Here is a 23181-nt window from a genome sequence, read left to right on the forward strand (position 1 = left end):
AGATATGGAGAAATTAATCATTGCGGGACGCGAATTCAACTCCCGTCTGTTTTTGGGAACGGGAAAATTCAATTCCAATGAAATCATGGAACAGTCCATTCTGGCATCCGGTACGGAAATGGTAACAGTAGCCATGAAGCGTATAGAACTGGATAATGAAGAAGACGATATGCTGAAACATATCCGTCATCCGCATATCCAGCTTCTACCCAATACTTCCGGTGTGCGCACTGCCGAAGAAGCCGTATTTGCCGCGCAAATGGCACGCGAAGCATTCGGAACGAACTGGCTGAAACTGGAAATCCACCCCGACCCGCGTTACCTTCTTCCCGACTCCATCGAAACCTTGAAAGCTACGGAAGAGCTGGTGAAACTGGGTTTCATAGTCCTCCCTTATTGCCAGGCAGACCCCACGCTTTGCAAACGTCTGGAAGAAGCCGGAGCCGCTACCGTCATGCCACTGGGTGCGCCTATCGGCACGAATAAAGGATTACAGACCCGTGACTTCCTTCGGATTATCATCGAGCAGGCAAACGTTCCGGTGGTAGTAGATGCCGGTATCGGTGCTCCCAGCCATGCCGCCGAAGCAATGGAAATGGGCGCTTCCGCCTGCCTGGTCAACACTGCCATTGCCGTAGCGGACAATCCCGTAACTATGGCCGAAGCCTTCAAGCAAGCCGTAGAAGCCGGACGCATGGCCTATGAAGCCGGATTGGGACTGCAAGCCGACAATTTTGTGGCGGAAGCCAGTTCGCCTCTCACTGCATTTCTCGATGAATGACACACATTATATAATATAAGCTATGAAATCAAGAATAAAATATCCCCGCTCGGAGAAAGTATATCTGCCGGGAACAATCTATCCGGAACTTCGCGTAGGTATGCGCAAAGTAGAGCAAGTGCCCAGTACAACCTTTGCAGGCGAAGAAAAAGTCATTACTCCCAATCCGGACATTTACATTTATGATACCAGCGGTCCGTTCAGCGACCCCGATATAGAAATCGACCTTAAGAAAGGGCTGCCCCGTCTGCGCGAGCCCTGGATTCTGCACCGCAACGATGTGGAGCAACTGCCGGAGATTACCTCGGAATACGGCCGCATGCGCCGTGACGACAAGTCGCTCGACCACCTGCGCTTTGAACATATCTCACTACCCTATCGTGCCAAACAGGGCAAATGCTGCACGCAGATGTATTACGCCAAGCAAGGCATCATCACCCCCGAAATGGAATATGTGGCAATCCGCGAGAACATGAACTGTGCCGAATTGGGGATAGAAACGCATATCACTCCCGAATTTGTCCGCCGGGAAATAGCGGAAGGCCGTGCCCTGCTCCCCGCCAACATCAATCACCCCGAAGCCGAGCCCATGATTATCGGCCGTAACTTCCTGGTGAAAATCAATACGAATATCGGTAATTCCGCCACCACTTCAAGCATCGACGAAGAAGTGGAAAAGGCCCTTTGGAGCTGTAAATGGGGCGGTGACACCCTGATGGATTTATCTACCGGAGAAAATATCCACGAAACCCGCGAATGGATTATCCGCAACTGTCCGGTTCCCGTAGGTACGGTTCCCATTTATCAGGCATTGGAGAAAGTGAACGGCAGAGTGGAAGACCTCACGTGGGAGCTCTACCGCGACACCTTGATTGAACAGTGCGAACAAGGCGTAGACTACTTCACCATACACGCTGGTATCCGCCGCCACAACGTACACCTGGCCGACAAGCGTCTGTGCGGCATCGTGAGCCGCGGCGGAAGCATCATGAGCAAATGGTGTCTGGTGCACGACCGCGAAAGCTTTCTGTACGAACATTTCGACGACATCTGCGATATATTGGCGCAATACGATGTAGCCGTTTCCTTGGGCGACGGCCTGCGTCCCGGCTCTACGTACGATGCCAACGACGAAGCGCAGTTTGCCGAACTCGATACCATGGGCGAGCTTGTGCTCCGCGCCTGGGCAAAGAACGTGCAGGCTTTTATCGAAGGACCCGGACACGTGCCCATGCACAAGATTAAGGAGAATATGGAACGCCAGATAGAGAAATGCCACAATGCGCCGTTCTACACGCTCGGCCCGTTGGTTACGGACATTGCACCGGGCTACGACCATATCACTTCGGCTATCGGTGCGGCGCAAATCGGCTGGCTGGGCACGGCCATGCTGTGCTACGTCACCCCAAAGGAGCACCTTGCACTACCCGACAAAGAAGATGTACGCACAGGTGTCATCACCTATAAGATAGCCGCCCATGCCGCCGACCTTGCCAAAGGACACCCCGGTGCACAAGTACGCGACAACGCCCTGAGCAAGGCACGCTATGAGTTCCGCTGGAAAGACCAGTTCGACCTGTCGCTCGACCCCGAACGGGCACAGACTTATTTCCGGGCAGGACATCACATCGACGGAGAATACTGCACGATGTGCGGGCCTAACTTCTGCGCAATGCGGTTGTCAAGGGAACTGGGAAAGAAAAAGGAATAACTTGTCAGGCTGGAATACAGAGACAACAGATTTATTTTCACGTCTTTGTATTCTATCCGTTTCATTAGCGAATTATTTTTATCATAGAATAAAATGTTTTCAGACGAATTAGAGAAAATATCCTGGGAAGAGACGACCCGGCGCATCAATGCCAAAACAGATGCGGACGTGCGTCGTGCCCTATCCAAAGAACATTGTGACGTAGAGGATTTTATGGCACTCATCTCACCGGCTGCCGTCCCCTATCTGGAAACAATGGCACGTTTAAGCAAGAAGTACACGGAAGAGCGTTTCGGAAAAACGATTTCCATGTTTGTGCCGTTGTATATTACGAACTCCTGTACCAACTCGTGCGTGTACTGCGGTTTCCACATCAGCAATCCCATGCCCCGCACCATACTGACGGAAGAGGAGATTGTAAACGAATACAAGGCTATCAAGAAGCTCGCGCCTTTTGAAAACCTGCTGCTGGTTACGGGTGAAAATCCTGCCAAAGCCGGTGTTCCGTACATCGCCCGCGCGCTCGATTTGGCAAAACCTTATTTCAGCAACCTGAAGATTGAGGTAATGCCCCTGAAAGCCGAAGAGTATGCCGAACTGAAAGAGCATGGCATGAACGGCGTTATCTGTTTTCAGGAAACCTACCACAAGGCAAACTATAACATTTATCACCCGCGCGGCATGAAGTCCAGATTCGAATGGCGTGTCAACGGTTTCGACCGCATGGGGCAGGCAGGCGTACATTCCATCGGCATGGGTGTGCTGATAGGTCTGGAGAAAGAATGGAGAACGGATATCTGTATGATGGCGTATCACCTGCGTTATCTTCAGAAGCATTACTGGAAAACGAAATACAGCGTCAACTTCCCGCGTATGCGCCCTTCGGAAAACGGCGGCTTCCAACCCAATGTGGTAATGAGCGACCGCGAACTGGCACAAGTTACATTTGCCATGCGGATATTCGACCATGATGTGGACATATCCTACTCTACCCGCGAACCGGCTTTTATACGCGACCACATGGCCACTCTGGGAGTCACTACCATGAGCGCGGAAAGCAAAACGGAACCGGGCGGATATTACAGCTATCCGCAGACTTTGGAGCAATTCCACGTCAGCGACGAGCGTAAGGCCGTAGAAGTAGACAAAGCCTTAAAGAGTTTAGGACGCGAACCCGTATGGAAAGACTGGGATGCCAGTTTCGACCTGAAACGGGTTTGAATCCCTTTTTCATAGTTTATAATTCTCATCATGACCCGATACAGCAGACAAATTTCCCTTCCCGAAATCGGAGAAGGCGGACAGGAAAAACTGCATAAGGCAAGAGTTCTGATAGTAGGCGCAGGCGGACTTGGCTCCCCTGCCGCCCTCTATCTTGCAGGTGCAGGAGTAGGTACAATAGGTTTGGCGGACGATGATACGGTCGGTATCAGCAACCTGCAACGCCAGATATTGTATACGGAGAACGAAGTAGGACAGCTTAAGGTACACTGTGCCGCCCAAAGATTGCGGGCTTTGAACGGTAATATAGAAGTGCATGCCTACCCTTTTCGTCTCAACCGGGAGAATGCCCGCCGTCTGATTGCCGATTATGACATCGTTGTAGACGGATGCGACAACTTCTCCACCCGTTATCTGATTAGCGACAGTTGCAGCGCACTGCACAAACCGTATGTGTACGGCGCCATCCAGGGCTTTGAAGGGCAAGTCTCCGTATTCTGTTACGGTGATCGGCCCAAGACATACAGGGATTTGTTTCCCGACGAAACCGCAACATTGCAGATGCCCGCTCCCGACAATTCCGTCATAGGCGTTACTCCTGCCGTGGTAGGCAGTGTGGAAGCAAGCGAAACGCTGAAGCTCATTTGCGGCTACGGCGAGGTTTTGGCCGGAAAGTTATGGACTGTCGATCTAAGAACCATGCAATCGTTCGTCCTTTTACTGTAAAATACCTCGGAAAACATGAAACTGATAACAATTACCCAGCCTGCATTCTTTGAGGGAGAAGCCGAAGCAATCACTTCCCTGTTCGATGCAGGACTTGAGATACTGCATCTCCGGAAACCCAGCGCTTCTTATGAAGACATGGAACAATTATTGAACCGGCTTCCGCCTGAATATCTGAAACGCATCGTCACACACGAGCATTTCCAACTGGCGTCTTTCCGAAATTTGAAAGGCATTCATCTGAACGGACGCAACCCGACAGCACCGGCAGGCTTCACCGGACACATCAGCCGTTCCTGCCATTCGCTGGAAGAAGTCGCCAAATACAAAGCAACATGCGATTACGTATTTCTCAGTCCCATATACGACAGCATTTCCAAAGAAGGATATTCCTCTGCCTATACTACCGGCAGCTTGCAAAAGGCGCGGCAGGCGGGCATTATAGACGCTAAAGTAATGGCATTGGGCGGAGTTACGGCAGCTCATTTCCCTGAAATCAGCTCATTGGGCTTCGGCGGTGCGGTCCTTTTGGGAGATATATGGAAACGGACGGGAACGGATTTTATCGGGCATTTCAAGGAATTGCTCCGTGCGGCGTCTTTATTTTAACCAACAAACATTTTATTATCATGTCGACTATTCCGGTCATTCTCACCATTGCCGGCTCCGACTGCTCCGGCGGTGCAGGCATACAAGCGGATATTAAAACGATTTCCGCACTCAAAGGATATGCTGCCTCTGTCATTACTGCCGTTACGGCACAAAACACAATGGGGGTTCAGGCTGTATGCCCTATCCCACCGGACATTGTCCGTGCGCAGATAACATCCGTCATGGATGATTTGCAGCCTGCCGCTATCAAGATAGGAATGGTGCACAATGCCGCTATCGTGCACACCATAGCGGAGTGTTTGCAAAATATCCGATCTAGTTTTGTCGTTTATGACCCCGTTATGGTATCCACCAGCGGACGAAAGCTAATGACGGAAGATACCGTGCGCACCATTCAAGAGGAGCTGTTTCCTCTCTGTTCCCTGATAACCCCCAATTTGGGCGAAGTATCCCTGCTCCTTTCAAATCCCGTTACGGATATAGAGGAGATGAAACTGGCTGCCTGTGAATTAGCGAACCGTTATCACTGCGCCGTACTGGTAAAGGGCGGTCACTTATCCGGCAATACAATGTGCGATGTATTGCACAACAACGGCCGTTTCAGCCTGTTCGAACAGCAAAAAATAGAGAGCCGCAACCTTCACGGTACGGGATGCACGCTTTCTTCCGCCATCGCTGCCTTTGCCGCCCGCGGCAAGGGACTTGAAGAAGCTGTCCGTCAAGCCAAAGTTTATATAAGCAAAGCAATTTATCATGGTAAAGACCTGCATATAGGACATGGAAACGGACCTTTGTGCCATTTCTTTTCCGGGGAAATTAATTTTGTTCCCTTAAATTCCACCGAAGAAGTTATCAGAAAATTCCCCCACAAACAACAAGCGGAATATAGAGAGGAAAACTTTCAAGGAGAAACTTCATAATTAAAGCCCGAAATACTTGACAAAGGGTATCTTGATTTCGTATATTTGCATATCGGACAATTGATAACATTAACCTAAAACTTAGCAAATGGCAAAATCTACTTCTTCCTTTTCTGAATTGGCGCAAATGTATTTCCCCGGTTGCGCTACTCCCAAAAATGCAGTGCGATGTCTGCAACGCAGCATCAAAAGATGTACAAAATTGGCAACATTGTTGGCAGAAACCGGCTATCTTCCTTACAATCACCGCTGGCTTTCGCCGAAGCAGCAAATGCTTATATTCGAGAATTTGGGTGACCCATACCCCGATTAAGCTCCTAAAACGACATAAAAAAACGGCATTTCACACAGTGATTTGCCGTTTTTTTTGTACTTATATTTCCATAATCTCATTTATAGTCTTAAAACGCCTATTAATAAATTATGAAACAATTTATTAATAAATTTTCAAAAATTGTAGTAAAATTCAAAATACATTCGTTTATAGGAGTGTATTGACTGTATAATCGTTTTACTTTTCTGCATAGCAATGCTTTGTTTGAATTCTTTATCTACATGAGATTGTGCCTAAATAAATAAATTCAATTTAAGAAATAATATGATAAAATTGATAGCTAAATCTTCTATTGCCGGAAAGTAATGTTTTTCCACATCATAGGACTGGCATTGGCCGCCAAAGTCCATCTGTTATTGCCGGAAACTTTTGGGACGGCAGTACCGTCCTCTTGCTTGTCGGTGTTCAGCACAAGGTCGCACCTGGCGGGAGCGAATGCGTTCTCTCCGGAATGAGTATCTCTGTTGTGAAAAACGGCGTAGTTCTCTATACTGCTATTCCCAATTATATCCAAGAAATCCCCGGTTGCCGTGGCTTCTATCCGGGTGAGAGCTTTACAGCCCGTTACAATATAATTGCCGAACCGGGTACACTTCGGTATTTTGAGCGTTTTGAGACTTGTGCATCCGTAGAAAACCTCCCGACCTATCTCTGTCACATTATCCAAAATAAGCATCTCCAATGAAGTACATTCATAAAATGCGTTTAGATTAATCCAGGTAACCTGCGAAAGATTCACCGTAGTCAGCGCAGCGCAACCGAAAAAAGCACTACTTCCGATTACCCGCACGTCATCGGGCAGCGTCACCTCCTGCAAGGCAGTGCAATTCATAAAGGCGAGTTCGGGCAGTGTTGGCGTTCTACCCCAGCCCGTCACTCCGGTGAGGTCGCATTTCGTGATTTTTTTATTATTGATAAATGTACCCCAATTACCGCCCATTCCTATCTTGGAAAGTTCGCCCGTCAGCTTGAGTTCGGTGAAGCCTGTGGCGAGGGCGGCAAGAATGGTTGTCTGTGCTTCATCGGCAGTCATGGAGGTCATGTCGATATTACCAGAAGCGGGTGGTGTAAAATTTTTCAGGCGCAACTTGATTTGATAATCCGTCGTCGGGTCGAGATAAAGTTCAAAGATGTCATCATTATACTGCTTCATCGTTTCTCCATAGAGACTGACCCATGACGACTCAGGATTCACTGTCAAACGGTCGTAGTCCGCCTGCGTCAGTTGATAACCGTCGGCACCCTGGGCGATAGCGGATATACCGTTCAGCGTGAAACAGAGGTGCACATCACCCGTAAGGGCTTTCGGAACGGAGATAAGGGGATAGGAAACGGCCGGAAAGATATCGTTGGAGAGACGTATGTAAGTCCCGGCAGCAGTCTTTCCGCCGTTCAGCACAAGAATAGCTCCATTCATGACCGTTGTACTGTACGAACTGCCTGTCGCGTCAGACAATTCGCAGCCGTCACCCAGTTCCAATGCCGCTTTTCCGCCGACAGCCGCAAGCATATGCTGCCCGTTCAATGCTACGCCTTTACCCAATGTAATCCTACCGTTACAGACATATATCATGGACAAAAATGAGTTCGCGCCTTGAGCCAGTTTGATATTGGTGAGTTCGATATGAACGGCATCATCGTCGGCATTGATATTGCCGAGGAAATAGTAGCTATTTTCTTCCCAAGCGAGGATGTGGTCGCCGCCGTCTATCTTGAAATAACCGCTACCGTTTATGGGTGGACTGGTGTGGTCACCGCCTGCCGGTATCGTAATGTCACTACCCAGCATAATGAGTGTTGGGACATCGGCCGAGGTTCCGCCCGTCCGTAGTGCTTCGAGCAGAACTTCGTAGGTGGTGACGGTGAGACCTTCCGGCACGGCATCCGTTACCGTCACTTCGCAGATTGCCTGTATGCCACCCACAGTTGCGGTAATAGTGGCATTTCCGGCAGAGACAGCCGTTACAAGCCCTTCCACATCGACTAATGCAACGGACGCGTTGTTGCTGCTCCATACAAGGCCGTCATACCCGGCATGCTCCGGCAGTACGGTAGCTGTAAGTTTTTCCGTATCACCGACGATCATTGTCAATGCCGTCCGGGACAGCGTAACTTCCGATACAGCCACCGGGGCATTGTCTTTGTCGCATCCTGCCAACAGCATTGCCACCGACAGGAACAGAATCTTTTTTTTTACTTTCATAGGTTCTTTACAGTATAAATTATTGATATCCCGTTATCTAACGATGCTGTAAATTTACATTATAGCAACTGTGAGGACAAGAGTGCGTGTGGTCTATTTGATACTACGGCACAAAATAGACCGGTCTGTTTCATTTTTACACGAAACAGACTGCCTGCTTTACTACTCAAAAAAACGTTTGGTGTTTTTACAACGTGTGCTTATTCACTTTGCAAAGTCTATAAATGTAAAGTAATTCATTTGAACGGCGTTCAAACAAGGCTCAAATGTAAGCCCAATGTAAAGCAATGTAACGTTTGGTTTTTCCAGCCCGTTCTGTCCTATTCAACCATAACATTTTGAATGCCAAAGCAATCAGCCATTTTCAGGCCGGCCACATATTGATACGTTTCGTTTTTCCCCCCTTATAACGAACAGTGGATAAACCCAGGCTTCGGCAATCCCGACCTGCAGGCGCACTATAACTACATCAAGCGGATGGTCAAGGAAAAGACAGGACGTGCGATGCAGGAGAAGGAGCGTGAACGCAAAGGCAGGAACGGAAAAATCACCAAGCTGGCGGGATGCTCGCCAATCCGTGAGGGCGTGTTGCTCATCAGACCGGACACGACACTGGCAGATATACGCAAGTTTGGCGAGGAGTGCCAGAGACGCTGGGTCATCACTCCGCTCCAGATCTTCCTGCACAAGGATGAGGGGCACTGGCTTAGCGGACAGCCCGAAGCCGGGGATAGGGAGAGTTTCAAAGTCGGCGAAAGATGGTTCAAGCCGAATTACCATGCCCATATCGTTTTCGACTGGATGAACCATGACAAAGGCAAGAGCCGCAAGCTCAATGACGAGGATATGACAGAAATGCAGGATCTGGCATCCGACATACTCCTTATGGAGCGTGGGCAGTCAAAGGCTGTTACGGGCAAGGAACATCAGGAACGTAACGACTTTATCATTGGGAAGCAGAAGGAGGAAATGAAGCGGCTTGATGCCACGAGGCAATACCGGGAACATCAGCTGGAAATGGCAAACAAAAAGATGCAGGAAACGGAAAGCATTACCAACACCCTTATCGAAAAGGCAAATGAAAAGGAACGGCAGAGTGAAGACCTTGACAGGGCTATCTGCGAGAAACGCTCCAGACTGAACAAGGAAAAAGGAAGCGAGCTTCTGAACGCCGCTGTCGGTTGGGCTACCGGAAAATCGAAAGCCCTGAAAAATGAAATAGAGGATTTGCGCTGTGAGATTTCCACGCACGAGGAAACCATCGAACGGTTGCAGGATAAAATCCAGACCATACAGAACGACCACAGCCTTGAACTGATGCAACTGGAGGCCAAACACCGGTCCGAACTGAACTGCAAGGAAACGGAACATGCACAGGAAACTACGAGACTCAAGAACCGGATTGCATGGCAAAGCCATATCATCGGTTGTCTCAGCTTCCTGCTGCTCAAAACGAGCGACATCTTCCGTAAGGCGGTACACTGTGTCATCCGTTTCGCCCGTGATTATTACAAGCCACATTTTGACACGGAACAGGTATCTGATATCAAGAACGCCCTAAACCTGTTCGGGGATGACAGACAATCACATCAGGCGGCAGGGGATTTCCTGTACTTCACTGCCAGACAAAAAGGTGAATTTGACAACCGGAAGCAAATCAAAGCCAGACGGGAGGTCGATAATGTGGTGGAAGGGAATTATGACCAGCAGCAGAAAAGAGTTTTTTCGATGAGAAGATAATACCTTTATCTTATAATCCTCGCTTCAGGAGTAACGATAGAAATCAGTGCAGGTTATTTGAATAGCAAATTAAATAATCCGCCACCGATATCAATACCCAATTTGTTGCCTTTATACTGAAAACACGGAGCTACTATCGGAAGTGTTTTCGTTTTATGCAACGGAAAATCGGTATGGCTTCTGACGCCGAAATCCATCCCCCAGTTGGGAATGATGTCATAGGAAACGAATCCCCCGTAATTCGAGGAACTGAAAGGAAAAGAAAGAATGAAGGAGTATGAGGCAAATGTGTTTAGACGGATTTTCTCGTTGACGGGATATGTCAACAGCCCGGACAATCCCAATAGCTGACTCTCGCGTCTGGGGACACTCCATTTTACGGTATATGCCTGTAAGTTGAATGACCAGCAATCGGGAGAATACACATATCCGATACCTGCATAGTTCATTGTGCCCAAGCCGATGAAGTTTTCCTGCCTGCCCATGCCGTAAAAATAGCCGGAAGGATAGCTTTTAATGATACCGGAGGTAGAATATTCCCCCTCATGCAAAGGCGATTTGTCGGTAGGGAATGTCGGATTATAAGGGTTCTGCACGTCAAATGTTATCCGGGACGGGCAACTGCCGGAAGAAAGGTCAACCGCTTTCCGTATATCCAAAGGCTTTAGGGTAATGCTTCTTTCGTTATGAGGCGAAGTATTTCCTTCCTGAACGGAAACCTTGACGGTGTCACGCGACACTTGAATTTCCTGACCGTAAGAAGCGGCTTTATTAAGAAAAAGGGAAATCACAATAAAACAAGTAAATACTTTCCTGTTCATAAAATGATAATTTTAATATTCGGGACGAACATTTGGCTATATCAGAGATTCGTCCCGAATGATTGGTGAATAATCCGGTTCAAGAAGGATTACAATTGCACGGTCATTATTCCGCAGTTTTCTTCACCAGTACCGCGAGTCCACATATACAATTTCGTTCCATTTGGGAAAGGATTGCCTAAAATCATAATGTCATGCCCGCTTTTTACTTCTTTGCCAAATTGTACAGGGCCGTTAGGCGTGTATTTCCAATAGTACGCAGTCGTATATTCCACCCAGCCCCATAAAACTTTTTTAGACGCATTTACACGGATAGCCTGTTGGTTTCCTCGCATACCAATCTGTGCGGTGAACTTTCTTTTCTTCGTTTTCACGTGAACCCTGTTTATACCATTTTCGATCGTTACACCCAGCGGGACAGGATAAAGTAAAGAAAGTTCTTTTTTATATCCATCATAATTTTCAAACTCCTTCATGTTCTTTCTCTCACCGGCGATACATACGAACCCTTCGGGGGTCAATGTGATTGCCTTGCTTACATTCAACACCGGCATATATATCGACAAATCGGTGCTGTCCTTGTCATTGAATATAAAATCAGTCTGGTAAGCAGTCTTAATGGATTCATATTCTTCCTTGCATGTGGCGTTTAATATCTGTTCCAAGGCTTCGCTGTGCATCCTGTACATGGAGGTGAAGCCTTTCTGTCCGGATTCCCATTGCAGAAGTTCCTCATCGGACAACGTGCCCAAGGAATCAAGCAAGGCATTGTATTCCTCCTCACTGGAAAAGGAAAGAATATTTTCATGCAAACTTCTGGAAGCCGGGAAAGAATGGTTCTCCTCATTCATCGGATTGTTCACTATGTCATCAGAACTACATGATGATAAGACAGCCATTGCCAAAGCAAGACTAAAAAGCGTTTTTCTCATAATTGAAAAAATTTAATAATTGGTTATTATTTAAACATGGGCACATATAATGATATGCCGAACTCTTTGTTATTCTTTGTATTGGAGGCAAAAGCATTGTCATACAATGGCTTGAAACCATGCTTGTAGGAAGCGGACAATTTCATGCCGTTCTTAAACTCATAGCCTAAGGTGAGGACTATCGGAAAGTCGAAAACCTGCCCTTCCAAGTTTTCCTTCAATTTATCGGTTTCGAAATAACCGGTGGGTTCAATGCCAATACCGGCATACAGTCCGGAACAGATGCGGTAATTGATTGAGCCGTTCAAAGCAAGTCCCCATATCCATGCCTTGTCAGACCAGGGAACAACGTTGTTTCCATTCAAATCGAAGGACTCTGCTTTTCCCTGAACGGCTTTTCCCAATATGGAAGCATCAATCCAGAAACGGTTGGAAAGATCGAAGCCAAACTGGTAGCCCAAATTAAAGCCTACTCCGGGTGTCCATCGGGTTTCGGGGTAGGAAGAGTTGTTCGCCGTTCCCGTACTCATGTAAGCATATCCCGAATATTTTCCCAAATGTCCGTCCGTCACACCGATGATAATGCCGGATTTTTGTGCAAAGCATCCTATTCCTGCCAGCAGGAAAAGCATTGATAAAATTGTCTTTTTCATTTTCTTTATTATTTAGTTTTCCTATAAATTGTCTATCCATTCCGTCTGGAACATCCTGCATCCTCCCACAACACCTATCCCGTTTATGACATTGGTATAAGTAGAGCGTATGGGAGCCAGTTCAGAGTTTCCAAGTCCGTTGTTTTTCTGGTCGTTCAGTGATTTCAGATACCTGTAAAACTCTTCCGAAAGGCTGTACAGGCTAATTCTGTATTTCACTTGGCATTTGATATGCTCGACCCCGTCAGGGGTTATGAAGTCATCTTCATAATCTGCCTCATAATTGGTATTCAGACGAACCTTGTAGCTTTTCCCTTGAATTTTTGTATCATCCCAATAATACAAATTCCGGTAAAACTCGTTTTCAATCATCAGGATATCGTCCAGTCCCGAAGAAGTATTCAGCAGAGGTTCGTCATCCAAATTTAATGTGAGTGAACTGTTTTCTACCGAATATTCGCTATCGTTCCAGAACTGTCGTTTACGCTCCACTTTCAACGCATAATAGTCTTTTGTCTGCGCATTGTCTGTAAAGTGCATCCAAAACTGAAGCTGGTTCGGTTCACCGCCTTTGAGAACAAAATTGATTGATGTCAAAGGGAATCGGGACGGAACAACCGTAGCGGACGAAACCGCTTTCATACCTTCTGCCGCTGCGGTTATGTTGACCTTGTCGCCATCTTCATACGTCTTCACCGCGTAATAGCTCTGGGCGGGAACTCCCGGTATGGAATCATCCGTCCATGCAAGGGATACCGCTTCACCGTTTACGGAGAAACGGATGTCCGCTCCCTTTAGTCCCCGACCGAGTTCGCCTTTCTGACTGACGGGAAGGCTGCGTGAAAGGTGGACTACCGTTGTGTCGCCGCTTCCCGGATAGCTGTATAGCACCAGTTTTTGGGAAGCTCCCACATCGTCCAGTTCAAAATGATAGGTACAGGACGAAAGCAAACCGATAAACACGGGCAGTAATATATGAGGTAAATGTTTCATACTCTTAAAATTTGAGGGTATAACAAAACGAGGGTATAATCGGGAAAATGCCAAATCCCTTACCCCTAAAACCGCCATCGGGCAGACGTTCTATCCGGGTATAAAACGCATTCATGCGGCAATAGGCGTTATAGACACTGATGTTCCAGATACGTTCGAATCCCCTTTTGGTAATACGCCGGAAGTTGACTCCCAAATCGAGCCGATGGTATGCAGGGAGCGTGATGTTATTCGGCTTCTCGTAAATCAGTTCAGGTTCGCTGGAATCCGGTGTACCGGGGAAAGACGGTCCGTTTACATACTGGGTCGGGACGGTGGCACGGTCGCCGCTACGGTAAACCCATGCGGCGTAGGCATCTATATGGTCATCGAACTTATGCCGGAAAGCGATGTTCAGTTTATGTCGGTTGTCGAACTTGCTGGAATACCAGTCGGGATAAAAATCAGTAAACTTTTGCAAGCTCCATGAAAGTGTATATCCTGCTTCAATGACATTGTAACAGTCTTTGTATACTAGTGACAATTCCACGCCGTAAGACTTTCCTTTGCCAGTTTTAACCAGATTGTCCCAGTTATCGGCAGGAAGCATCAGGCTGTTCCCCCCGTCGTATTCCAATAGTTGGCTTGTAGTACGGTAATATCCTTCCACGTTCAAGCGGATATGCCGGGGCAACTCCGTATATATCCCGGCTGCCACTTGCCTTGAACGCATGGGACGGACTTTGCGTGTGGAAGGAACCCAACTGTCTGTCGGCAGATTCAGATAGGTGTTTGACAGTTGGTGCGCAAACTGGCTCATTTCCGTATAGGACACTTTCATCGTGGCTTTTTTCGAACATTGGTAACTCATGGCCAGTCTTGGCTCCAAAGAATGGTATATCTTTCCGTCTGTCTGATAAAGGGTGTAATGCAGTCCCGTGTTTAATTTCGCTTTAGAGGACAGCCGCATTTCATCTTCCGCATAAAAAGCAACCTCGTTACCCTTATAACTGCTTGCGCTTTCTGCCGATAAGGTATCCCTGTCCGTCTGGTTTCTGGAAGCTGTGTTTTGCGGATGATATATGTGATGCAGATAATTGCTGCCAAAGCGTATATGATGATTCGTGCCGGGACGGTAGTCGAATTCCATACGGTATCCCATATCATCAATCGTGGAATGGTTGGACCGTTCCACCCCCGTCATGGAAGTTTGTTCCCCATCGGAAAAGAAACGGCTAACTTCCACATAATCATACATGGAGATATTGCGTGAATAGGCTCCAGTAAAACTACCTGACAACTTTGGGGTGATTTGACAGTTCCATGTCAAAGCCGTAGTCAGGTTGCCCCATTTGGCCTTGAAATCAGAGTCGTAATGTTCCCCTTTATCGAACACCTGTTGGGCTTTTGCCTTCAGCAAGTCATTTCCGGAATACACGCTAAGGGACAGTTTGTTATTGTCCGAAAAATGGTGGGTGATTTTCCCGTTGATGTCGTAAAAGGCATAGCGCACGTTCTTTTTGTCATCGGGATTGGAACGGTTGAGCAGGAAGAATACCGGGGCTGTGAAAAGATCCGCCCAACTTCTTCGTATGGCTATGTTGAACGAGGTCTTGTCTTTTATAATCGGTCCTTCAAACTGGACTCTACCGTCAAGCAGCCCCAAAGAGAAAGTTCCGTGAAACTCCTTCATGCTCCCCTCTTTGGTGCGTACATCCACTACGGAAGAAAGTCTGCCGCTGTAACGTGCCGGGAAACCGCTTTTATAGAAATCCACGTTTTTGATAATATCCGTATTGAAAGCGGAAAACAGCCCGCCCAAATGGTTGATCTGGTAAAGCGGTGTTCCGTCCAGCAGAAAAAGGTTCTCATCGTTCTTGCCCCCGTGCACATACATACCGGAAAGTAGCTCCGTTCCGGAAGCCACACCGGGAAGGTTCTGGAGGGTCTTTACCAAGTCTGGTGAACTAAGTAGCGAAAACTCCGTATTCAACTGTTCCGAGGTCAGAGACACTTTGCCGGTCTGTGTCGTGCGGAGGGGAGCGTTCATGTCTGCAACCACTACAACTTCTTTCAGCGAGGTACTGCTTTCTTTCAAGTAGATAACACCGTTGTAATTGGAACTCAAATCCACCTCCTTCACCACATCCTGATAACCTATATAAGAAAAACGAAATTTGTGTTTCCCTTCCGGCAGCGTGATGCTGAAAAAGCCATGTTCGTTACTCAGTGTGCCTTTCAGGGTATTCAGGTCAAGGACAGTCACATTGATAAGCGTTTCTCCGCTGTCTTCACACACATATCCAGAAAAGGTATAGTTGTTCGGACGGAACAGCAGGACGTATTCGTCGCGGATTTCCCATTTTATGTCGGTGCCGCCAAAAATCCTTTCCAAGTTTTCCTTTAAAGAATTTCCTGCCGAGGGGAAAGCTTGGGGCTTGGCAGTCACCAAGGATGAATCATATACAAAAGTTATGTCGTACATCCTCTGCATCAGGCCGATAGCTTTTTTCATTTCCGTCATATTCTGTTGTTGAGCTTTGATGCTCACACATACACAGAATAGGAACAGGGTCGGTACGATTCTCATTGTTTCTTCTTTTCAATTCTTACATTCAACACTTTTTCTATAATCTCAATAATCTCATCAAGGCTTTTGTCCTTAAAACTGGCTGTCAGCCGCCTGTCTGTCTTATTGACAACCAACTTCACCTTGTAGAACTTCGACAGTTCTTCAAGCACTTTAGGCAGCGGGGTATTGTCAAAAATGAAGCTGCCCGTTTTCCCTTCTTTGATTATCTGTATGTCTTTTCGCTCTCCCGTCACTTGCGCTGTCATGCCTCCGGTTAGTATCACGGTGTCCGATTGCCCGATTGCCGAGAACTGTATCTTTCCTGACATGACTTGTACGACGGCTGTGTCTGCACGGCTCTCATCAACAGTAAAAACAGTTCCTAAAACTCTGACTTGGGACAATTTTCCTTCTACCGTAAACGGGCGGGCATTGTCATGCTTGACAGAAAATGCGACTTTACCTTCCATGTGAACCCTGCGGCTGGAACTCTGGTAGTCTTTTGCGTGGAAACGGACGGAGGAATGCGGGAATAGAGTTATGGAGGAACTGTCCGGAAGCATATAATCCACAGGGTGCGAGTAAGCCGTTACCTCCTCCCATGCTCCGTTTTCCTGGAAGCGGGGATAAATAAGAACTACGACCAGAATGGCTGCCACCATACCGGGAAGTATCCACCACAGGCGGAAGGATTTTCGTGTCTGTTCCGTTATCTGGTATTTCTCTTTAAAAGCCTTCAATGCTTTTTGCGTATCCAACTTGTTCTTCTGATAGTGGCGCAAGACAAAGTGAAGGCATTTTTCATCCGGGGTTCTCATACTCTTTTGTTTTAGTCTTCATATTAATGACTGGGATTGCAGGCAAATTCACTATGCAGGATTTGTGAATGTTAGTTAAATAAAAATGCGTAAACTTTCTGTGCCCCTTCCCGTATCAGTCGGAGTGCCTTGCTGATGTGGTTATCCACCGTATTAACGGAAATCTGGAATTTGGCGGCTATCTCCCTATATTTCATGCCGTCGCGTTTATTCAGTAAAAATATCTCACGGCAACGTTCGGGCAAGGCATCAATGGCAGTCCACATCTGCGCTTCCCTGACCGAACGTTTCTCCGCTTCCTCATCGCTCAACGTATCTTCAAAGTCAGAAGGAGAAAGATTTGGATCATAAATTTCCTCCTTCTTCAGATAGTCCAGACTGCGGTTGCGGGCAGTCGTATAAAGGTAGGCTCTGACATTTTCTATTTTGGCTCCACTGATGCTTAATTTCTCCCACAAGGCAGAAAAACTATCTTGTACGATGTCTTCTGCAATATCCGTATCATGGACATAGTGCAGCACGTACAAGCATAACGAACGATAATGGTATTTAAATGTTTCGTCTATGTCTATTGTTAATTTATGCATACAAATAGGCTTATTATTCTGTGTGCTTACATAAAAAGACACAAAATAAGGCAAAATTCACTATTCTGTATTGTTAAAGAAACATAACGCACCCCCTTTTTCATATACGCATGGCGGAAAACATCACGGGGTTCCTGCACTTTCCTTTCCGTTTTTCCACATTCTTTCTTTTTTCCGTCCTATATCTATCGGAAAATAAAAAATACGTTTATGGAAGAAAAGAAGTTGCGCAAGGTTTATTTGATGGTGGAGTTCGGAAAACCTTTTGCGGTAAAAAGAAGATGTATGTAGCCCTCATGGCAGAACCAACTTTTTCGCAGTTCTCCAAGTTCATGCCCGTATCCAAGAAAGACAAGGTATCGGCTATGAGAACACTTGTCAAGGACTGCTTCATCGAAGGTGATAACGAACTGGTAAATAATAATTTCCGGTTCCTCTTCGGCTTGATGGGACAACTCACCGACTTATTATCACCCGCCAGAGCACGCTCATAAATTAATAGAATGTTGGGCGGTACGTGACGACCAGCAACATCCGGCAACAGATGATTTACGCGCGTCACTACTTTCCCGGCATCAACCAACATAAGGTGACGGACGAGGAGCCCGAACAACTTTCGGAAGAAGTACTCTGACTGTACGAACAGGTGATAATAAGTCAAATAAGCTAAGAAATAATAAAAATGTTAAATCTTCATCCTTTAGAATGTACAATTAAAGGCAACGACCATATTCCTGATTTATTGCTTATAAAATATTGAGAAATAATTAGTTGTAAAGTCAGCATTGTGACACAATCGCCGCTGATACTCGACCGGGGTTTCACCCGTGAGCTTTTTAAAATATCCGTAAAAATTGCTTTTAGTGGCAAATCCTACCTTGCGTGCAAGGTCGTTCATGGAGATGCCGAGTTCTTCGGCCAGCAATTGTTTGGCATATTCGATACGTAAGCCGACACGCCACGGACGGAAGTCCCGCCCTATCTCATTCTTGAAATACCAGCAAAGAAACTCTTTTGTCGTCCCCAATTCCCGCGCAATTTGTTCCCTGCCTTCTTCAGGACGGGTAAAACGCCGTTCGGCAACCCAACGTTCGAGTGCAAGCCGCAGATGCTCTTTCTCCGTTGCCAGTTCCGGTTCGGACAATCCACAGGCAGCCATATCTACCGCTTGCAGACGAATCGGTTCCTGTCCCTGCGTTACGGCCGGCAGATAATAATTGATTTTTACCACATAATTACAAAAACGACCGGCAAACCACCCGTAAAACAAAATGTAACCGACAGTAAAAATATTATAAGCAACCGGTGGCAGCCACACGGACAGAGAAACGGCTATACCAACCGAGAGCGCAGCATAAAAGCCGAATTTCGTCCAACGCAGCCGTGCATGCTGGTCTTCATCGTAATATTCTTCCAACAATCGAAGGCACTCGGCATACTTTCGGCGAAATAACAATGTATAACAGACTAACTGCACTGCATATACAGCCAATGCAACAAAAAACACCCAGCATTCCTCACTTGTCAAAGCCATAAACAGAAATAAGGCAACTGCAACCGTTACGATTCCTGCTTGTATCCGTACTCTGTGGCAGGTAACATACAGCGGTTGAATAAATGTCAGCAGTGTGACGGTAAACAGTAACGATTGGTAAGCGGCCACCGCTATCGTAAAGACTGCAATGATTTTACGGTCGGCTTCTCCACCATTAAACAGTTCGCAAAAAGCAGGAATAGCAAGAATGAAATAAGATGCGGCAAGAATGGCACGTGCCGTCCGCAGTCGGTGCGTATCTTCCCTATGAGGAATATGAATGCTGCATAACTGCCATCCCAAAACAGCCAAAGCAATGCCTGACGCAAGGGTTAGGAACATATAAAAATCCAACCACATATTATTATTTCCGTCCTATTAAAACGAGGACATTACAAATGTAACCATTTTAGGCATTTGTGCCAAATATAAACTCTATTACCGACATATAAATCTGTAATAGAGTTTATTTTATCCGTAATTCATCTACCGGAAGCTACCTTTTACCTTCCTACCTTTGTATCCGAAAAGAATGTCTAATCCAATCAAACCGTATTAAAAATGAAAAATGTTCTGATTTTATCATCTGGGACGTACCGTAACGAAAACTCCGATACTGCGTGCAATAAATTTATGCGCAGGACCATGAAACGTACAATCATTTTAACCGCAATTTTTCTCTTTCTCGCCAATGCTACAAAGAGTTATGCCCAAAAAGATGCCGATAACTTCTATAAGAGTCCGGCAATACGTACAGAATCCGTCTCTTTCCAAAATCTTTATAAAATGAAAATCGGCGCTGCGCTCTTTCTTCCCCAAGATATGAAAGCAGATGTAAAATATCCCGCTATCATCGTTGGTCACCCAATGGGTGCGGTGAAAGAGCAAAGTGCTAACCTCTATGCTACGAAAATGGCGGAACGGGGGTTCGTAACCCTTTCCATAGACCTTACTTATTGGGGAGAAAGCGGTGGAGAAGTACGTAATGCGGTTTCTCCCGACATGTATGCGGAAACATTCAGCGCCGCTGTTGATTTTCTGGGAACAAGAACTTTTGTCGACCGTGAACGTATCGGGGCTATCGGCATTTGCGGCAGCGGAAGTTTTGCCGTCAGTGCAGCCAAGACAGATCCCCGTTTGAAAGCTGTCGCTACGGTAAGCATGTACGACATGGGGAGTGCCGCCCGCAACGGACTGAAAAAAGCACTTATGCCGGAACAGCGCAAACAGATTCTTTCTGAAGCAGCCGAACAGCGCTACGTGGAATTTCAGGGAGGCGAAGTGAAATACACAGGTGGCACGATGCATGAACGTCCGGATGCATCCAATCCCATACAACAAGAATTTTATGATTTCTATCGTACCGAACGTGGCGAATACACCCCGAAAGGTGCATCTCCCGAAACTACCACCCACCCTACACTGACCAGTAACGTGAAGTTCATGAACTTCTATCCTTTTAATGACATCGAAACGATTTCTCCCCGTGCACTGCTTTTTATCACTGGCGATACGGCACACTCTCGTGAGTTCAGCGAAGATGCATATGCCCGTGCTGCCGAACCGAAAGAACTATACATCGTACCCGGTGCAGGACACGTGGACCTTTACGACCGTACCGGCCTGATTCCTTTTGATAAGCTGGAGGATTTCTTCCGGAAAAACCTGAAATAAAAAAACGGCCATAAGACTTTTCAGCAACAATAGCAATTTATTATTGGAAAAACATTTCTAAAGGGTTTAAAAGGGGACTGCGGCAGCGGACGCCCGTTGTATCTTTGCATAGTCATTAAAAATAAATGGCATTAGTAAACCTTATTTTTTTAACCTTTTAAACTTTAACAATTATGGCTTTAAAGTATGTAGTAACCAAAAGAGTATTCGGCTTTGACAAGACGAACACAGAAAAGTATGTAGCGAAATCTGTCGGTTCGGGTAAAATGAACTTCGACAAAATGTGTGAAAAGGTCAGTCGTTTGTGCGGCATTCACCGCAAAGTGGTGGATTTGGTGGTAAGCGGTTTGGTAGATATGATGGCGGAAGATATCGACGACGGCAAGACCATACAAATGGGTGAGTTCGGATTGTTCCGCCCTACAATTAAAACCAAAAGTGCGAATACGGAAGATGCCGTTAAGGCAAGCAATATCCTTTCAAAACGTATCGTGTTTACACCGGGAAAGATATTCAACCGCATGCTGAATGAAATGAGTGTTACCCGTTCCGTACCTGTAGACACCGATTATACGGACGGCAGCAGCAGTAGCGGGAACAATGGCAGTGGCGGTTCCGGCAACGGCGGCGAAGAAGAAAACCCGTTAGGCTGATTGTCATAGCGACAGCAAATTGCCTTTTCTTGAAAACAAAGTTGAAGCAGCGGTATCCACTCCGCTGCTTTTTTTGTTGCATATACCTGCCATTATTTAATATTATCTATTATTTTTGCAGAAACAATCATAACACACAGCTATCTATCATGGAAAAAGCCAAAGTATATTTTTCAGACCTACGTACCTCTCCCACCTCTAATCTTTTAGATAAGATGGAACGTCTGCTTAAACGTGCAGGCATCGGACAGCTTCCTTTAAAAGACAGTTTTACCGCTATCAAGATACATTTCGGCGAACCGGGCAATCTGGCGTATATCCGCCCTAATTATGCCGCCCGCATGGCAAATCTGCTTCGCAGTTTAGGAGCCAAGCCTTTTCTGACGGATTGCAATACGTTGTATTCCGGACGTCGCTCCAATGCGGTAGACCATTTGCAGAGCGCCATGGAGAACGGCTTCAATCCTATATCTGCCCAATGCCAGGTGATTATTGCCGACGGACTAAAAGGGACAGACTACAGAGAAATACCGATAGACGGAGAATACTGCCCTGCTCCCAAGATAGGTACTGCCATTGCCGATGCGGACATAATCATCAGCATGAACCATTTTAAAGGCCATGAACAGGCCGGATTTGGCGGCGCTCTGAAAAATCTCGGGATGGGATGCGCCAGCGTAGGCGGTAAGCTGGAACTGCATGCCTCCTCACAGCCCAAAGTTGCCACCGAAAATTGTATCGGATGCAATATCTGCGTAAAACACTGCGCCCACGATGCCATTCATCTGAATGCCGAACGCAAAGCGGAAATAGACTATACCAAATGTGTGGGATGCGGACAATGCGTAGCTTTGTGCCAGCACGACGCCGCCGTAGTGAGCGACTGGGATACGTCCGAACGGCTGAACTACAAGATTGCTGAATATTCCGTTGCCGTGCTGAAAGACAAACCGCACTTCCATATCAGTTTCATTATGAACGTATCGCCGGAGTGCGACTGCTGGAACCATAATGATGCCGCCATCATTCCCGACCTCGGCATGCTGGCATCGGCAGACCCCGTAGCGCTGGATAAGGCGTGTGCAGACCTGGTGATTCAGGCTCCCGTACTGCACAGCGATAATGTGCTTGCCAAAAAGCACGAACACGAAGACTTGTGCGGCTGCGACAAATTCCACATGATACATCCTGATACGGACTGGCTTGCCGGATTGCGTCACGCCGAAAAAATAGGCTTGGGAACAATGGATTACGAGTTGATAAAAATATAAACCGCATTACTCTTATGGCAAAAACAATGGAAGAAGTGCTGGAACGCTTCCGTACGATTGAGTTTCACGATGATTTTGATATGATTGTAGCCATTGCCAATGGCGGCATCGTTCCGGCAGGCATCATCAATCAGCGTTTACAAAAAGAAGTGCATCTGCTACGCATCAATTTGAGGGACGAATATCAGCATCCTAAGTACGATGCTCCGCAACTGCTGGCTCCTGTCGATTTTAACTTCAGGGGAAAAAGCATCCTGCTGGTGGACGACCGTATAAAAACAGGAGCTACCATAAAGTTGGCACGCGAACTGCTGAAAGAGGCACGCAGCATCAAAACCTTTGCAGTAAACGGTACGGCCGATTATGCGCTGTTTGATGAAACGTGTTTCAAATTTCCGTGGATATTATAATAAATGAACATTTTTCTGCTATTTTCCTTTCTTACT

21 protein-coding genes and 1 pseudogene are annotated in these 23181 nt (G+C 46.7%); 13 read left to right on the forward strand and 9 right to left on the reverse strand.

What is annotated here, in order from left to right; all coding sequences use genetic code 11:
- Nucleotides 1–4 precede the first annotated feature (4 nt).
- The 7 genes from NQ565_RS11750 (at nt 5) to NQ565_RS11780 (ending at nt 6284) form a co-directional block, all read left to right on the forward strand.
- Nucleotides 5–781, forward strand: a complete 777-nt coding sequence (locus tag NQ565_RS11750) for a thiazole synthase (protein ID WP_005654094.1) — start codon at nt 5–7, stop codon at nt 779–781.
- Between the two features lie 22 nt (nt 782–803).
- Nucleotides 804–2492: a phosphomethylpyrimidine synthase ThiC gene (thiC, locus tag NQ565_RS11755; RefSeq protein ID WP_005654093.1), complete on the forward strand. Its 1689-nt coding sequence runs from the start codon at nt 804–806 to the stop codon at nt 2490–2492.
- 93 nt (nt 2493–2585) lie between these two features.
- Complete coding sequence (gene thiH, locus NQ565_RS11760) at nt 2586–3713, forward strand: 2-iminoacetate synthase ThiH (RefSeq protein ID WP_005654091.1); 1128 nt, start codon at nt 2586–2588, stop codon at nt 3711–3713.
- Nucleotides 3714–3743: 30 nt separating this feature from the next.
- On the forward strand, nt 3744–4439 hold the full coding sequence (locus NQ565_RS11765; RefSeq protein ID WP_005654089.1) for a HesA/MoeB/ThiF family protein: 696 nt from the start codon (nt 3744–3746) through the stop codon (nt 4437–4439).
- Nucleotides 4440–4454: 15 nt separating this feature from the next.
- Nucleotides 4455–5048 (forward strand): thiamine phosphate synthase, encoded by a 594-nt coding sequence (locus tag NQ565_RS11770; protein ID WP_005654086.1) that lies wholly within the window; start codon nt 4455–4457, stop codon nt 5046–5048.
- A gap of 20 nt (nt 5049–5068) precedes the next feature.
- Nucleotides 5069–5971: a bifunctional hydroxymethylpyrimidine kinase/phosphomethylpyrimidine kinase gene (thiD, locus tag NQ565_RS11775; protein WP_005654085.1), complete on the forward strand. Its 903-nt coding sequence runs from the start codon at nt 5069–5071 to the stop codon at nt 5969–5971.
- 88 nt (nt 5972–6059) lie between these two features.
- Nucleotides 6060–6284, forward strand: coding sequence for a DUF4248 domain-containing protein (locus NQ565_RS11780; RefSeq protein ID WP_022103439.1), 225 nt, complete (start codon nt 6060–6062; stop codon nt 6282–6284).
- A 310-nt stretch (nt 6285–6594) separates the two neighbouring features.
- On the opposite strand, the gene NQ565_RS11785 is transcribed toward NQ565_RS11780, so the two are convergent.
- Nucleotides 6595–8508 carry a leucine-rich repeat protein gene (locus NQ565_RS11785; protein WP_005654083.1) on the reverse strand — a complete coding sequence of 638 codons (1914 nt, stop codon included), beginning with the start codon at nt 8506–8508 and terminating at the stop codon, nt 6595–6597.
- Between the two features lie 408 nt (nt 8509–8916).
- Here NQ565_RS11785 and NQ565_RS11790 point away from each other — a divergent pair.
- Nucleotides 8917–10248, forward strand: a pseudogene (locus NQ565_RS11790) (mobilization protein); the annotation flags it as partial.
- Nucleotides 10249–10301: 53 nt separating this feature from the next.
- Here NQ565_RS11790 and NQ565_RS11795 read toward each other — a convergent pair.
- The 7 genes from NQ565_RS11795 to NQ565_RS11825 all read right to left on the reverse strand — a co-directional run bounded on the left by NQ565_RS11795 (nt 10302) and on the right by NQ565_RS11825 (nt 17603).
- Nucleotides 10302–11069 (reverse strand): hypothetical protein, encoded by a 768-nt coding sequence (locus NQ565_RS11795; protein ID WP_005654076.1) that lies wholly within the window; start codon nt 11067–11069, stop codon nt 10302–10304.
- Nucleotides 11070–11158: 89 nt separating this feature from the next.
- Complete coding sequence (locus tag NQ565_RS11800; protein WP_005654074.1) at nt 11159–12001, reverse strand: DUF4848 domain-containing protein; 843 nt, start codon at nt 11999–12001, stop codon at nt 11159–11161.
- A 26-nt stretch (nt 12002–12027) separates the two neighbouring features.
- Nucleotides 12028–12654, reverse strand: a complete 627-nt coding sequence (locus NQ565_RS11805; RefSeq protein ID WP_005654072.1) for a hypothetical protein — start codon at nt 12652–12654, stop codon at nt 12028–12030.
- Between the two features lie 21 nt (nt 12655–12675).
- A complete protein-coding gene (locus NQ565_RS11810) occupies nt 12676–13647 on the reverse strand; it encodes a DUF4249 domain-containing protein (protein ID WP_005654070.1) in 972 nt (323 codons plus the stop codon).
- Nucleotides 13648–13651: 4 nt separating this feature from the next.
- Nucleotides 13652–16216, reverse strand: a complete 2565-nt coding sequence (locus NQ565_RS11815; protein WP_005654068.1) for a TonB-dependent receptor — start codon at nt 16214–16216, stop codon at nt 13652–13654.
- On the reverse strand, nt 16213–17016 hold the full coding sequence (locus NQ565_RS11820; RefSeq protein WP_005654066.1) for a FecR family protein: 804 nt from the start codon (nt 17014–17016) through the stop codon (nt 16213–16215). Before NQ565_RS11820 ends, NQ565_RS11815 begins: the two co-directional genes overlap by 4 nt.
- A 71-nt stretch (nt 17017–17087) precedes the next feature.
- Nucleotides 17088–17603, reverse strand: a complete 516-nt coding sequence (locus NQ565_RS11825; RefSeq protein ID WP_005654064.1) for an RNA polymerase sigma-70 factor — start codon at nt 17601–17603, stop codon at nt 17088–17090.
- A 296-nt stretch (nt 17604–17899) separates the two neighbouring features.
- Here NQ565_RS11825 and NQ565_RS11830 point away from each other — a divergent pair, with 296 nt between their 5' ends.
- On the forward strand, nt 17900–18097 hold the full coding sequence (locus NQ565_RS11830; protein WP_259301206.1) for a hypothetical protein: 198 nt from the start codon (nt 17900–17902) through the stop codon (nt 18095–18097).
- 245 nt (nt 18098–18342) lie between these two features.
- Here NQ565_RS11830 and NQ565_RS11835 read toward each other — a convergent pair whose 3' ends face one another.
- The gene (locus NQ565_RS11835; RefSeq protein WP_005654060.1) at nt 18343–19497 is read right to left on the reverse strand and encodes an AraC family transcriptional regulator; all 1155 of its coding nucleotides are present in this window, start codon (nt 19495–19497) and stop codon (nt 18343–18345) included.
- A gap of 285 nt (nt 19498–19782) precedes the next feature.
- Between NQ565_RS11835 and NQ565_RS11840 the strand changes: the two genes are divergently transcribed.
- The 4 genes from NQ565_RS11840 to NQ565_RS11855 all read left to right on the forward strand — a co-directional run bounded on the left by NQ565_RS11840 (nt 19783) and on the right by NQ565_RS11855 (nt 23145).
- A complete protein-coding gene (locus NQ565_RS11840) occupies nt 19783–20811 on the forward strand; it encodes an alpha/beta hydrolase (protein ID WP_040315622.1) in 1029 nt (342 codons plus the stop codon).
- A gap of 173 nt (nt 20812–20984) precedes the next feature.
- Nucleotides 20985–21464, forward strand: a complete 480-nt coding sequence (locus NQ565_RS11845) for an HU family DNA-binding protein (protein ID WP_005654056.1) — start codon at nt 20985–20987, stop codon at nt 21462–21464.
- Between the two features lie 149 nt (nt 21465–21613).
- Nucleotides 21614–22735, forward strand: coding sequence for a DUF362 domain-containing protein (locus NQ565_RS11850; RefSeq protein WP_005654054.1), 1122 nt, complete (start codon nt 21614–21616; stop codon nt 22733–22735).
- Between the two features lie 14 nt (nt 22736–22749).
- On the forward strand, nt 22750–23145 hold the full coding sequence (locus NQ565_RS11855) for a phosphoribosyltransferase (RefSeq protein WP_005654052.1): 396 nt from the start codon (nt 22750–22752) through the stop codon (nt 23143–23145).
- Nucleotides 23146–23181: the final 36 nt, after the last annotated feature.

This window comes from Bacteroides stercoris ATCC 43183, assembly GCF_025147325.1.
Lineage (GTDB): Bacteria > Bacteroidota > Bacteroidia > Bacteroidales > Bacteroidaceae > Bacteroides > Bacteroides stercoris.

What these genes read in the sequence shown, in the direction of transcription:
- NQ565_RS11845 (WP_005654056.1), top strand. Translation starts at nt 20,985, where the DNA reads ATGGCTTTAAAGTATGTAGTAACCAAAAGAGTATTCGGCTTTGACAAG.
- NQ565_RS11840 (WP_040315622.1), top strand. Translation starts at nt 19,783, where the DNA reads ATGAAACGTACAATCATTTTAACCGCAATTTTTCTCTTTCTCGCCAAT.
- NQ565_RS11805 (WP_005654072.1), bottom strand. Translation starts at nt 12,654, where the DNA reads ATGAAAAAGACAATTTTATCAATGCTTTTCCTGCTGGCAGGAATAGGA.
- NQ565_RS11780 (WP_022103439.1), top strand. Translation starts at nt 6,060, where the DNA reads ATGGCAAAATCTACTTCTTCCTTTTCTGAATTGGCGCAAATGTATTTC.
- NQ565_RS11750 (WP_005654094.1), top strand. Translation starts at nt 5, where the DNA reads ATGGAGAAATTAATCATTGCGGGACGCGAATTCAACTCCCGTCTGTTT.
- NQ565_RS11810 (WP_005654070.1), bottom strand. Translation starts at nt 13,647, where the DNA reads ATGAAACATTTACCTCATATATTACTGCCCGTGTTTATCGGTTTGCTT.
- NQ565_RS11785 (WP_005654083.1), bottom strand. Translation starts at nt 8,508, where the DNA reads ATGAAAGTAAAAAAAAAGATTCTGTTCCTGTCGGTGGCAATGCTGTTG.
- NQ565_RS11795 (WP_005654076.1), bottom strand. Translation starts at nt 11,069, where the DNA reads ATGAACAGGAAAGTATTTACTTGTTTTATTGTGATTTCCCTTTTTCTT.
- NQ565_RS11800 (WP_005654074.1), bottom strand. Translation starts at nt 12,001, where the DNA reads ATGAGAAAAACGCTTTTTAGTCTTGCTTTGGCAATGGCTGTCTTATCA.
- thiD (WP_005654085.1), top strand. Translation starts at nt 5,069, where the DNA reads ATGTCGACTATTCCGGTCATTCTCACCATTGCCGGCTCCGACTGCTCC.
- NQ565_RS11830 (WP_259301206.1), top strand. Translation starts at nt 17,900, where the DNA reads ATGGCAGAACCAACTTTTTCGCAGTTCTCCAAGTTCATGCCCGTATCC.
- NQ565_RS11765 (WP_005654089.1), top strand. Translation starts at nt 3,744, where the DNA reads ATGACCCGATACAGCAGACAAATTTCCCTTCCCGAAATCGGAGAAGGC.
- thiH (WP_005654091.1), top strand. Translation starts at nt 2,586, where the DNA reads ATGTTTTCAGACGAATTAGAGAAAATATCCTGGGAAGAGACGACCCGG.
- NQ565_RS11770 (WP_005654086.1), top strand. Translation starts at nt 4,455, where the DNA reads ATGAAACTGATAACAATTACCCAGCCTGCATTCTTTGAGGGAGAAGCC.
- NQ565_RS11820 (WP_005654066.1), bottom strand. Translation starts at nt 17,016, where the DNA reads ATGAGAACCCCGGATGAAAAATGCCTTCACTTTGTCTTGCGCCACTAT.
- NQ565_RS11815 (WP_005654068.1), bottom strand. Translation starts at nt 16,216, where the DNA reads ATGAGAATCGTACCGACCCTGTTCCTATTCTGTGTATGTGTGAGCATC.
- NQ565_RS11855 (WP_005654052.1), top strand. Translation starts at nt 22,750, where the DNA reads ATGGCAAAAACAATGGAAGAAGTGCTGGAACGCTTCCGTACGATTGAG.
- thiC (WP_005654093.1), top strand. Translation starts at nt 804, where the DNA reads ATGAAATCAAGAATAAAATATCCCCGCTCGGAGAAAGTATATCTGCCG.
- NQ565_RS11835 (WP_005654060.1), bottom strand. Translation starts at nt 19,497, where the DNA reads ATGTGGTTGGATTTTTATATGTTCCTAACCCTTGCGTCAGGCATTGCT.
- NQ565_RS11850 (WP_005654054.1), top strand. Translation starts at nt 21,614, where the DNA reads ATGGAAAAAGCCAAAGTATATTTTTCAGACCTACGTACCTCTCCCACC.
- NQ565_RS11825 (WP_005654064.1), bottom strand. Translation starts at nt 17,603, where the DNA reads ATGCATAAATTAACAATAGACATAGACGAAACATTTAAATACCATTAT.